We start from the raw sequence: 11,626 nt of genomic DNA, 5'->3' as shown, positions 1-11,626 counted from the left end.
TTCGTCTGTGCGCCGGTACGTATCAGTAGGCGCCGTTGACGTTGTCGATCGAGCCGTAACGGTCGGCGGCGTAGTTGGCCGCGGCCGTGATGTTGGAGACCGGGTGGTAGATGTCGTGCGGGGTGCCCGGCACGTGGTAAGCGTTGAACGTCGGCTGGATGACCTGGAGCAGACCGACCGACGGGGTGCCGTTCTGCGCGTTGATGTCCCAGCCGTTCTTGGCCCGCGGGTTGCCGGTCGACTCGCGCATGATGTTGCGGTGCAGTCCCTCGTACGAGCCGGGGATGCCCTTCGCCTTCATCACGGCCAGCGACTCGCGGATCCAGCCGTCCAGGTTGTTCGCGTACACCGGCTTGCGCGCGGCGGCCCGGGAGGCGGCCGCCTTGGTCGCGGCGCGCTTCTTCGCGTCCGCCTCGGCCTTCGCCTTCGCCTCGGCCTTGGCCTTGGCGGCCGCGGCATCCTTGGCCCGCTTGTCGGCGGCGGCGTGCTGGGCGGCGATGCTGGTCTTGGCGGTGCCGATGTCCTGGGAGGCGACCATCGCGACCGGCGCCACGTGCTGCATACCGGCCTCGGCGGTTCCGCCGCCGGGCAGCAGGGTGAGCGCGAGGGAGGCGGCGCCGAGAGCGGCGACGCCGGCGATCGAGACCCGGTGGGTCTTGGTCAGCCGATAATGGCCAGAGTTGGCGGACATGCAGACGAACCTCTCGGACGGGGAAGCGCCGCAGAGTGTGCGACGGCAGCCATTGTTAGCGGCCGCAAAATGCCCAGGCAAAGACGCTACCTACGAAGCGCGATAGTGGAGCGGGGGCGCCGCAGGACCGTCCCGGACCCCCGCCCTGCCCGCTCAGAGTGCACTTAACCGTCGACTACACGGCTTCGTAAGTGACCTGTGTCCTATGTGCGGGCTCACATCGGGCCTCCGTCGAACTCACATGACGTCACGACCGCAAAGCTCTCCGTAACAGATCTCCTCCCCTGGTACGAGGGCGCCTCCGCAACCCTCCTCCCGGAGTCGCAGAGCGCCCCGGGACAGCCCGGACCGCCCCGACGACAACCACCGCCCAGGCTCCTGGCCGTTCCGCCCGGCCCTCTGCTCGGCCCGGGCTCCGCACCGTTGCGCCCGGCCGGAGCTCCTCGCTGTGACGCCCCGCCCGTCCTGTGTTCCTCGTCCGCCCCGACCGGCTGATCCCCTCACCGCCCCGCCCGGGGCGACGGGTCCCGGCCTGCCGTCCCCGGCCAGGCCCTCCCGCCGACGCGGCTCGGTCGCTCGACCCTCGGGGCGAAATCCGCGCGCGGGAGACCGGCCACCGTCCGTCCCGGTCCGGAGACCCACTCCCTGCCCGCCCTCAGGCCTAGGCCGCGGGACCGGCCTCAGGCGTCCCCGGGCCCGATGCCTCCGCCGTACCCCCGCCGGTACGGTGACCGCATGACCAGGCCCCGACGCGTTCGCCGCCCCCGTACGGCACCCCCGGAAGCCCCGGCCGGCCCTCCGACGGCGGGGGAGAGCGCGGCTCCGGGCCGCCCTTCGGCGTCGCCGTGCCGGGCACCCGCCCCCGCACAGACCCCCGCAGACCCGGCGCAACCCCTGACCCCCGCGCCCCCCGCCCCCTCCGCTCCGTCCGGCCTCGCCGCCGTGAGTACCGCCCTCCTCGCCATGAGCCGCCACCTCGAAGTCCGGGACGTGCTCAAGACGATCGTCGCCTCCGCGCGGGAGCTCCTCGACGCCGAGTACGCCGCTCTCGGCGTCCCGGACGACCACGGCGGCTTCGCCCAGTTCGTCGTCGACGGCGTCAGCGAGGAACAGTGGAAGGCCATCGGCCCGCTGCCCCGCCAGCACGGCATCCTCGCCGCGATGCTGCACGGCGACGCCACCGAGCGCCTCGCCGACGTGCGCAAGGACCCCCGCTTCGAGGGCTGGCCCGACGCCCACCCCGACATGTCCGACTTCCTGGGCCTGCCCATCCGGGACGGCGACGAGGTCATCGGTGCCCTTTTCCTCGCCAACAAGCGCTGCCCCAAGCCCGAGGGCGGCTGCGGCTTCACCGCAGCCGACGAGGAACTCCTCACGATCCTGGCCCAGCACGCCGCCATCGCCCTCACCAACGCCCGCCTGTACGAGCGCAGCCGCGAACTCACCATCGCGGAGGAACGCTCCCGGCTGGCCCACGAACTGCACGACGCCGTCAGCCAGAAGCTCTTCTCGCTGCGCCTCACCGCCCAGGCCGCCACCGCTCTCGTCGACCGCGATCCGGCCCGCGCCAAGGCGGAACTCCACCAGGTCGCCGACCTCGCCGCCGAAGCCGCCGACGAACTCCGGTCCGCCGTCGTCGAACTGCGGCCCGCCGCGCTCGACGAGGACGGCCTCGTCGCCACCCTGCGTACCCAGATCCAGGTCATGGACCGCGCCCACAGCGCCCACGTCGTCTTCGACAGCTGCGGCGTACGGGCCCTCCCCGCCGCCCAGGAGGAGGCCCTGCTCCGCGTCGCTCAGGAAGCCCTGCACAACGCCCTGCGCCACTCCGGTGCGACCCGCGTCGACGTCGTACTCGAAAAGCGGGGCGAGCGCGTCCGTCTCGGCGTCACCGACGACGGCTGCGGCTTCGAGCCCGGGGGAGTGCGCCGCGCGGGCCGTCACCTCGGCCTGGTGTCCATGCGGGACCGGGCGAGCGGCGTCGGCGGCACCCTGACGGTGGAATCGGCGCCCGGCGAGGGCACCACGATCACAATGGAGGTTCCCGGTGCCTGAGACCGGCCCCACCCGTCCCGCACGGACCATGATCCGCGTCCTGCTGGTCGACGACCACCAGGTCGTCCGCCGCGGCCTGCGCACCTTCCTCGAAGTCCAGGAGGACATAGAGGTCGTCGGCGAGGCGGCCGACGGCGCGGAAGGAGTCGCCCAGGCGGAATCCCTGCGCCCGGACGTCGTCCTGATGGACATCAAGATGCCCGGCACCGACGGCATCGAGGCGCTCCGCAGGCTCCGCGCACTCGACAACCCCGCCCGGGTACTGATCGTCACCAGCTTCACGGAGCAACGCACCGTGGTGCCCGCCCTGCGCGCAGGTGCCTCCGGGTACGTCTACAAGGACGTCGACCCGGACGCGCTCGCCGGAGCCATCCGTTCCGTCCACGCCGGGCACGTACTCCTCCAGCCGGAAGTCGCCGGTGCGCTCCTCGCCCAGGACGTTCCGCACAACGGGCAGGGCCGCAGCACCTCCCTCACCGACCGCGAGCGCGAAGTCCTCGCGCTGATCGCGGACGGCCGCTCCAACCGGGAGATCGCCCGCGCCCTCGTCCTCTCGGAGAAGACCGTCAAGACCCATGTGTCGAACATCCTGATGAAGCTCGACCTCGCGGACCGCACCCAGGCAGCCCTCTATGCCGTCCGACATGGCCTGACGGACTGATCGACGCCCTCGGCCGACCGCAAGCGGACCGTCGCCCTCCGGTCCGAGATTCATACTGTCGGGTGGAAGTCCCCCACATGGCGTATCCCGAACGCGGTCCGGCCCGTTCTTCATGGCGTGCTGCGGCGGCTGGCCGCAGCCATCGCTAGGAGGAACCTGTAGTGAAGAACCTGAAGAAGGCTGCCGCCATCACCCTGGTCGCCGGCGGGCTTGTCGCGGCCGGTGCCGGTGCCGCCTCGGCCACCTCCGGTGCGGACGCCCACGGCAAGGCCGTCCAGTCCCCGGGCGTCGGTTCCGGCAACCTGGTCCAGGCCCCCGTGCACATCCCGGTGAACGCGGTGGGCAACACCGTCTCCGTCATCGGCGCCCTCAACCCGGCCTTCGGGAACGACGGACTCAACCACTGACCCGACCCCCGCGTCGAGCATCGTCACGTACCGCGAACGGCCCCCGGGACCTCCCGGGGGCCGTTCCGCTTCCCCGCCCCTCTCGTCACCCCCTCTCCACCACGGCCCCGTAAGCCGCCACCATCGCCCGTCGGGCCACCCTCTCCACCGGCCTCAGCGCCTCACCGCGGGCGGCCATCTCGGACGCGCTCACCGCGCCCCCGTGCCCGTTCCCGTACGCCAGTGACACCATCAGCCCCACCCGCCGCGCCATCTCCAGGACCCGCACTGCCCGGGGCGGATACCCGGGCGCCAACGCGTCCCCCGTCGCCTCCGCCCGCGCCCGGTACGCGTCGAGCGCCGCCGCGGCCTGCGGCCCCGATCCGGCCACGTCCAGCCGGGCGAGCACCGCCGTCGCGTCCCGCAACGCCTCCGCCAGCTCCCGCTCCGCCTCCCCGAGCGACGGCACGTCCGCCGGCGGGGCGTCCCGGACCTCCGAGCACGTCCACCGCACCTCCACCCGTACGTCCCCGGCCGGCCCGATCTCCTCCACCTCCGGCACGAGCCCGAGCGCCGCGCCCGTGCAGACGACCGCTTCCTCGGCATCCAGCGCCCGCGCGTTGAATTCGGGGGGCCCGCTCAGCCCCAGCGGATGGCCCGGCGCGGGCAGCGCGACCCGGAACCCGGTGGCCCCGAGCACCCGCAGCCGGCCGAGCGCCAGCGTGAGCCCCACCGGCCCCGTCTCTCCCGGCAGCCCGGTCACCCGGTGCACCGCGTCGTCCCCGACAATCGCGAGGGCCGCGTCGTCCGGCGAGACGAATCCGCCCAACAGGGCATTCCCCCAGGCCGCCAGCAATCCTGAACGTGGTTCCGTGAGCATGCGGACAGCCTAGATTCCCGCCCGCACCGACCCCAAGAACAGCCCGGAGACAGCCGGGAAACAGCCGCGGGACAGCACCCAAGTACGGTCCCAAGGGCAACACCGTCCGGCCGGTGGCGTAGGTTTTCCCTGGGCGCTGTGCCCACAGGCACACGCGACATTTCGATACTGCATGGGGAGACAACGCGCTCATGAGCGATGTACTGGAGCTGGTGGACGTATCCGTGGTCCGCGACGGTCGGGCTCTGGTGGACGACGTCTCCTGGTCGGTGAAGGAAGGCGAGCGCTGGGTCATTCTCGGCCCCAACGGCGCCGGCAAGACCACCTTGCTGAACGTCGCCTCCAGCTACCTCTTCCCCTCCTCCGGCTCCGCCACCGTCCTCGGCGAGACCCTCGGCCGGGTCGACGTCTTCGACCTGCGCCCGCGCATCGGCATGGCCGGCATCGCTATGGCCGAGAAGATGCCCAAGCGCCAGACCGTCCTGGAAACGGTCCTCACCGCCGCGTACGGCATGACGGCCACCTGGCACGAGTCCTACGACGAGGTCGACGAGCAGCGGGCCCGTGCCTTCCTCGACCGGCTCGGCATGACCGAGTACCTGGACCGCAGGTTCGGCACGCTCTCCGAGGGCGAGCGCAAGCGCACCCTGATCGCCCGCGCGATGATGACCGACCCCGAACTGCTGCTCCTGGACGAGCCCGCCGCCGGTCTCGACCTCGGTGGGCGCGAGGACCTGGTGCGCCGCCTCGGCCGGCTCGCCAAGGACCCGTACGCCCCCTCGATGATCATGGTCACCCACCACGTCGAGGAGGTCCCGCCCGGCTTCACCCACGTCCTCATGATCCGGCAGGGCAAGATCCTCGCCGCGGGACCCGTGGAGACCGAGCTGACCTCGCGCAACCTCTCGCTCTGCTTCGGCCTGCCGCTCGTCGTCGAGCACCGCGGCGACCGCTACACCGCCCAGGGCCTCCCGCTCGGCTGATCGCCCGCGTACGTACGGCACTTGAGCCCGTACGCGAGACGCATGCGCCCTGTCCGCGCCGACCGACCACCCCTACCATGACCGTTGTGAACATGGACGCATGGCTCTGGTGGCTGATCGGCGCGGCGGTGCTCGGCGTCGCCCTCGTCGTGACCACGATGCCCGAACTGGGAATGCTGGCCGTCGGCGCACTGGCGGCCGCGCTCGCCTCGTACCTGGGAGGCGGTCTCGTCACCCAGGTCCTGGTGTTCGCGGCCGTCTCGGCAGCGCTGATCGTCGTCGTACGGCCGATCGCCGCCAGACACCGAAGTCAGCGGCCTCAACTGGCCAGCGGTGTCGACGCCCTGAGGGGCCGTCAGGCGGTTGTTGTGGAACGCGTCGACGGCAGCGGCGACGGCCGTATCAAACTCGCGGGCGAGATCTGGTCGGCCCGCGCCCTCGACGCCGGCGCCTCCTTCGAACCCGGCCAGCAGGTCGACGTCGTCGAGATCGACGGGGCCACGGCCGTGGTCATGTGAGCCGGCCGCCGGCGGGCCGACCCACGTCCTCGGCCGGGTGACCCGAACACCCCGCACGCCGCGCCGTCATCTGGCAGGCTCCATCTTCAGCACAGATTTGATCATCACGGCAGGCTCGGCCGGCACGGCAGGACCGAGAAATACGAAGGGCACGGGGAAGCGATGTCATCGATCATCATCGTCCTGATCATTCTGGTGGTGCTGGTCTTCATCGCCTTGATCAAGACGATCCAGGTCATCCCACAGGCCAGCGCCGCAATCGTGGAGCGTTTTGGCCGCTACACCCGCACCCTCAACGCGGGCCTCAACATCGTCGTCCCGTTCATCGACTCGATCCGCAACCGGATCGACCTGCGTGAACAGGTCGTCCCCTTCCCGCCCCAGCCGGTGATCACCCAGGACAACCTGGTCGTCAACATCGACACCGTCATCTATTACCAGGTGACCGACGCCCGCGCCGCGACCTACGAGGTCGCCAGCTACATCCAGGCCATCGAGCAGCTCACCGTCACCACGCTCCGCAACATCATCGGCGGCATGGACCTGGAGCGGACCCTGACCTCCCGCGAGGAGATCAACGCGGCCCTGCGGGGCGTCCTCGACGAGGCCACCGGCAAGTGGGGCATCCGCGTCAACCGCGTCGAACTCAAGGCCATCGAGCCGCCGACCTCCATCCAGGACTCGATGGAGAAGCAGATGCGCGCCGACCGCGACAAGCGCGCCGCCATCCTCCAGGCCGAGGGAACCCGGCAGTCCGCCATCCTCACCGCAGAGGGCGACAAGCAGTCCGCGATCCTGCGCGCCGAGGGCGAAGCGAAGGCGGCGGCCCTGCGCGCCGAGGGTGAAGCCCAGGCCATCCGAACGGTCTTCGAGTCCATCCACGCCGGCGACGCCGACCAGAAGCTCCTCGCCTACCAGTACCTCCAGATGCTCCCGAAGATCGCCGAGGGCGACGCCAACAAGCTCTGGATCGTCCCCAGCGAGATCGGCGACGCCCTCAAGGGCCTCTCCGGAGCCATGGGCAACTTCGGCCCCATGGGCGGCGGTTCAGGCAGCACGGGCGGCAGCTCGGGCGGCAACTCCGGCAATGGCCGCGAACGCCGCGAACAGCCCCCCATCGACTGACCCCGTCCGTCCCCGCCCACTGCCCCTCGTGCATGATCGCTGCATACGGCACCGATCACGGCAACCACGAGGGGCAGCACCGCATGACGATCTGGGAGATGCTCGCCGTCTTCGCCGCGGGAATCGGCGCGGGCACCATCAACACCATCGTCGGCTCCGGCACTCTCATCACCTTCCCCGTGCTCCTCGCCACGGGCCTGCCGCCGGTCACCGCCAACGTCTCCAACACCCTGGGCCTCGTCCCGGGTTCCATCAGCGGTGCCATCGGCTACCGCCACGAACTGCGCGGCCAGCGCTCCCGCATCGTCCGCCTCGGCCTCACCGCCCTGGTCGGCGGCCTGATCGGTGCGGTCCTGCTGCTCGTGCTCCCCTCATCGGCGTTCGACACGATCGTCCCGGTCCTGATCGGTCTCGCCCTGGTCCTGGTCGTCCTCCAGCCCAAGCTCTCCGCAGCCCTCACACGCCGCCGCGAGCAGAACGGCGACAGCACCGCGGGCCCGCACCCCGACGGCGGCCCGGCCCTCCTGGTCGGCCTGCTCCTGGCCAGCATCTACGGCGGCTACTTCGGAGCGGCGCAGGGCGTGCTCTACCTCTCCCTCATGGGTCTCCTGCTCCACGACACCCTCCAGCGCATCAACGGCGTCAAGAACATCCTCGGCGCAGTCGTCAACGGAGTCGCCGCGGTGTTCTTCCTCTTCGTCGCCGAATTCGACTGGACCGCAGTGGCCCTGATCGCCGTCGGCTCCGCACTCGGCGGCCAGCTCGGCGCCAGGATCGGCCGCCGCCTGCCCCCGACGGCTCTGCGCGCGGTGATCGTCGTCGTAGGCCTCATCGCCATCACCCAACTCCTGCTCGCCTGAGGCGACTTTCTCAACCCGCACAGCACTCCGGTACGAGCAGCACCAGTACGCGCACGAGTCCGGTACGCGAAGAAGCCCGCCCCCACCACGGGACGGGCCCCTCACCGACAGGACGTACGGCCTAAGCCGCCGCCTCTGCCAGCCAATCCGGCAACGCATCCCACTCGGCGCCGCGCAGCGACAGGAGCATCGCGTCGGCAGGAGTGGGTACGAAGGGCTGGAACAGCAGGGGCATCCCCGCCTTCTCCGGCGTACGGTCCGCCTTGCGGTGGTTGTCCTCGGCGCACGAAGCCACCGTGTTCAACCAGCTGTCCGCACCACCGCGCGACCGCGGCACCACGTGATCCACGGTCGTCGCCCTTTTTCCGCAGTACGCGCACCGGTGTTGGTCCCGAACCAACACGCCCCGCCTCGACCACGGAGCTTGTCTTCGGAACGGCACCCGTACGTACCTGCTGAGCCGGATCACCATGGGCACCGGAAGATCGACGGCAGCGGCGCGCATGCGCAGCCCGGGATGCGACTTCTCGACCACGGCCTTGTCCTGCAGGACAAGCACCACCGCACGGTTCAGTGTCACCGTCGACAGTGGCTCGAAGCTCGCGTTCAGTACCAGCGTGTCACGCATCCCGCCCACCCTCCGTGTGCCGGCCCGCCCCATGGCGGGCTTGGATCAACTCTGGCGGGACGCACGAGATCGGACAACGCATTAACGGCGCCCCGGGGGAGAGCCACCACACCCCAAACAAAAACTGCCCGCTCCCGATCTCTTTCAAGACCGGGAGCGGGCAAATACCCAGTGAATCTTTCCCCGCGCGGCGGCGCCTCCGTACCGGCTCGGCCTCAGCCCTCGGCCGGGGCCTCGTACTCGGCCACGAGCTGTGCACGTCCGAGGGTGTGGAACCGAAGGTTGAACCCGACGGCCGCAGGCGGCGTGTCGGCGTCGATCCCCAGGCTCTCCACGTCCACCGCGTACACGGTGAACACGTACCTGTGCCGTTCGCCGGCCGGGGGAGCGGCACCCCCGAAGTCCTTCGTCCCGTAGTCGTTGCGCGCCTGGAGGGCCCCCTGGGGCAGCCCCTCGAACTCCCCACTGCCCGCACCCGCCGGCAGCTCCGTCACGGAGGCCGGGATGTCGAAGACGGACCAGTGCCAGAAACCGCTCCCCGTGGGCGCGTCAGGATCGAAGCACGTCACCGCGAAGCTTTTGGTCTCCGCGGGAAAGCCCTCCCATCGCAGCTGCGGCGAAGTGTTCCCACCCGCGTACACCTGCGCGTCCTTGAGCTCGGCACCTTCCGCGACGTCCTCGCTCAGCACCTCGAAGGACGGCACCGGCGGATGGAAGTCATGGGGCAGCGGCGCCCTCTCGACCTTGGCGGACTCGCTCACATCAACACCTTCCTGCTCGCTCATCTCTTTGCCCCTCCACGCTACGACCCGGCACCGGGGCCCGGCCCTACAGCCAGTTGCGCCGGCCCCCGACCTGCGCCAGCCACTGGTTGATGTACCCGGCCCAGTCCGTGGACTGGAAGTCGTGCAGTCCGACCTGGAACGCCCGATAGGAGTCGCTGCTCTCGCTGAACATCCCGCCCTTGCGGTCCATCTCCAGGATCACGTCCATCTCCCGGTCGTCGGCGATGAACGTCAGCTCGACCTGGTTGAGCCCCCGGTACTGCTGAGGCGGCAGGAACTCGATCTCCTGGTAGAACGGCAGCTTCTGCCGCGTCCCCCGGATGTGCCCGCGCTCCATGTCCGCACTCTTGAACCGGAACCCGAGCTCGATGAACGCGTCCAGAAGCGCCTGCTGGGCCGGCAGCGGGTGCACGCTGATCGGGTCCAGATCCCCGGAGTCCACTGCCCGGGCGATCGCCAGTTCCGTCGTGACCCCGATGTCCATCCCGCGCAGCTGCTGCCCGGCGATGTTGGTGACCGGTGTCTCCCAGGGGATGTCCAGCCCGAACGGCACCACGTGCACCGCTCCGGCCTGCACCTCGAAGGCCCCGCCGAGCTTCAGCCTGGCGAACTCGATGTCCTGCTTGGCCTCCTGGTCACCGCCTTCGACCTCGACCCGCGCCTGGAGCCCGACCGACAGCCCCTCGATCTGCTGCGGCACGGACCCGCCCTGAATCCGCACCTCGCCCTGCACTACACCGCCCGGCACGACGTTGATCTCGGTGAGCTCCGTCTCCACGGACGCCCCACCCGCACCCAGACTCGCCAGCAGCTTCTTGAATCCCATGGTTCTCCCCAGTCTCGTTTCGACCCGACGTACTTCACGTACTACTTCGCACGCGGTACTCCACGTACTACTGCACACGCGCGAACCCCGCGGCAGGATGCCTGGGGCCGCGCCTGTTCAGCGCGACCCGACCCCGACCCCCACTGCGGGCGTTCGGTTACCCTCGGCAGGCATGATCGTGACGACCCCAGACCGTACGCCGCTCACCCGGGACTTCTTCGACCGCCCCGTCCTGGACGTGGCTCCTGACCTCCTCGGACGCACCCTGGTACGTCGCACGACCGAGGGACCTGTTGTCGAACTGCGCATCACCGAAGTGGAGGCGTACGACGGTGAACGGGACCCCGGTTCGCACGCCTACCGCGGCAGGACGGCCCGCAACGCTTCCATGTTCGGTCCGCCCGGGCACGCGTACGTCTACTTCATCTACGGCATGTGGTTCAGCGTGAACCTGGTGTGCGGCCCGGAGGGAAGGGCCAGCGGTGTCCTTCTGAGGGCCGGGGAGGTCGTCACGGGCGCCGAGTTCGTCCGCAAACGGCGACTTTCAGCCCGCAAGGACAACGAACTGGCCAAAGGCCCCGCCCGACTGGCCACCGGCCTGGACATCACCCGAGAGCTGGACGGCGTCGATCTCTGTACGAGCGCGGACTCCCCGCTCTCGGTACTGCACGGCACTCCTGCCCCCGCTGACCAGCGGCAGAACGGTCCCCGAACAGGCGTGGGCGGCGAGGGTGCGGTTCACCCCTGGAGGTTCTGGATCGCCGGCGACCCCACCGTCAGCCCGTACCGGGCCCACAAGCCCCGCCACCGCAGGACTTGACGTGCCCTCGGCGCGCGCCTAACGTGGCCCGAGCCGCTTGAGACGGGCACTGCTGTTGGCACGGTCCAGAGGATCGAACCAGGCAGCCCCCGAAGCGGCCAACCACCACTACGACTTCCCTTACGGGTTTTGAGTTCCGGCATGTCCGCATGCCGTAATTCAGGCTTGCCGGCTCGATTATGTGTCATCAGGGAAAGCCGCTAAAGTAGTGGACACGCCGAAAGGCGAGGCCCTCCGACGGCCAATTGGGTAACTATCCAAACCGGAAACGGCGCGGAAAATGATCTGATAGAGTCGGAAACGCAACAACACGAAAGAAACACCGAACGAAAACGTCCGGAGGAAAGCCCGCAGGGGTGAGTACGAAGGAAGCGTCCGTTCCTTGAGAACTCAACAGCGTGCCAAAAG

Annotated in this window: 13 protein-coding genes; 8 read left to right on the top strand and 5 right to left on the bottom strand. The window is 69.9% G+C overall.

All coding sequences use genetic code 11. The features are described 5' to 3' along the window. Window positions 1-22: 22 nt before the first annotated feature. Window positions 23-691 carry a transglycosylase SLT domain-containing protein gene (locus tag HNQ79_RS27840; RefSeq protein WP_185035643.1) on the bottom strand — a complete coding sequence of 223 codons (669 nt, stop codon included), beginning with the start codon at window positions 689-691 and terminating at the stop codon, window positions 23-25. A 963-nt stretch (window positions 692-1,654) separates the two neighbouring features. Here HNQ79_RS27840 and HNQ79_RS27835 point away from each other — a divergent pair. The 3 genes from HNQ79_RS27835 (at window position 1,655) to HNQ79_RS27825 (ending at window position 3,814) form a co-directional block, all read left to right on the top strand. Next, entirely contained in the window at window positions 1,655-2,746 is a 1,092-nt protein-coding gene (locus HNQ79_RS27835) for a GAF domain-containing sensor histidine kinase (protein ID WP_185035708.1), read from the top strand. Window positions 2,747-2,774: 28 nt separating this feature from the next. Then, window positions 2,775-3,407, top strand: a complete 633-nt coding sequence (locus HNQ79_RS27830) for a response regulator (RefSeq protein WP_185035707.1) — start codon at window positions 2,775-2,777, stop codon at window positions 3,405-3,407. A 161-nt stretch (window positions 3,408-3,568) separates the two neighbouring features. Beyond that, the gene (locus HNQ79_RS27825) at window positions 3,569-3,814 is read left to right on the top strand and encodes a chaplin (RefSeq protein WP_185035642.1); all 246 of its coding nucleotides are present in this window, start codon (window positions 3,569-3,571) and stop codon (window positions 3,812-3,814) included. Window positions 3,815-3,899: 85 nt separating this feature from the next. Here the strand turns inward: HNQ79_RS27825 and HNQ79_RS27820 are convergent, their stop codons facing one another. Further along, window positions 3,900-4,673 carry an Rv1486c family protein gene (locus HNQ79_RS27820; RefSeq protein WP_185035641.1) on the bottom strand — a complete coding sequence of 258 codons (774 nt, stop codon included), beginning with the start codon at window positions 4,671-4,673 and terminating at the stop codon, window positions 3,900-3,902. Between the two features lie 191 nt (window positions 4,674-4,864). Here HNQ79_RS27820 and HNQ79_RS27815 point away from each other — a divergent pair, with 191 nt between their 5' ends. From HNQ79_RS27815 to HNQ79_RS27800, 4 genes are all read left to right on the top strand, one after another. Next, a complete protein-coding gene (locus HNQ79_RS27815; RefSeq protein WP_185035640.1) occupies window positions 4,865-5,656 on the top strand; it encodes an ABC transporter ATP-binding protein in 792 nt (263 codons plus the stop codon). Window positions 5,657-5,733: 77 nt separating this feature from the next. After that, the gene (locus tag HNQ79_RS27810) at window positions 5,734-6,174 is read left to right on the top strand and encodes an NfeD family protein (protein WP_185035639.1); all 441 of its coding nucleotides are present in this window, start codon (window positions 5,734-5,736) and stop codon (window positions 6,172-6,174) included. Window positions 6,175-6,336: 162 nt separating this feature from the next. Next, window positions 6,337-7,299, top strand: coding sequence for an SPFH domain-containing protein (locus HNQ79_RS27805; RefSeq protein WP_185035638.1), 963 nt, complete (start codon window positions 6,337-6,339; stop codon window positions 7,297-7,299). 83 nt (window positions 7,300-7,382) lie between these two features. After that, complete coding sequence (locus HNQ79_RS27800) at window positions 7,383-8,159, top strand: sulfite exporter TauE/SafE family protein (protein WP_185035706.1); 777 nt, start codon at window positions 7,383-7,385, stop codon at window positions 8,157-8,159. A 121-nt stretch (window positions 8,160-8,280) separates the two neighbouring features. Here the strand turns inward: HNQ79_RS27800 and HNQ79_RS27795 are convergent, their stop codons facing one another. The 3 genes from HNQ79_RS27795 to HNQ79_RS27785 form a co-directional block, all read right to left on the bottom strand. Further along, window positions 8,281-8,787, bottom strand: coding sequence for an HNH endonuclease (locus HNQ79_RS27795; protein WP_185035637.1), 507 nt, complete (start codon window positions 8,785-8,787; stop codon window positions 8,281-8,283). Between the two features lie 215 nt (window positions 8,788-9,002). Then, window positions 9,003-9,572: a YbhB/YbcL family Raf kinase inhibitor-like protein gene (locus HNQ79_RS27790; RefSeq protein ID WP_185035636.1), complete on the bottom strand. Its 570-nt coding sequence runs from the start codon at window positions 9,570-9,572 to the stop codon at window positions 9,003-9,005. 43 nt (window positions 9,573-9,615) lie between these two features. Beyond that, complete coding sequence (locus HNQ79_RS27785) at window positions 9,616-10,398, bottom strand: sporulation protein (RefSeq protein WP_185035635.1); 783 nt, start codon at window positions 10,396-10,398, stop codon at window positions 9,616-9,618. Between the two features lie 175 nt (window positions 10,399-10,573). Here HNQ79_RS27785 and HNQ79_RS27780 point away from each other — a divergent pair, with 175 nt between their 5' ends. Beyond that, window positions 10,574-11,218 carry a DNA-3-methyladenine glycosylase gene (locus HNQ79_RS27780; RefSeq protein ID WP_185035705.1) on the top strand — a complete coding sequence of 215 codons (645 nt, stop codon included), beginning with the start codon at window positions 10,574-10,576 and terminating at the stop codon, window positions 11,216-11,218. Window positions 11,219-11,626: the final 408 nt, after the last annotated feature.

The organism is Streptomyces candidus (assembly GCF_014207445.1).
Lineage (GTDB): Bacteria > Actinomycetota > Actinomycetes > Streptomycetales > Streptomycetaceae > Streptomyces > Streptomyces candidus.
Note: the sequence above shows the minus strand (reverse complement) of the source record. Positions and strands in the feature narration are given on the sequence as shown.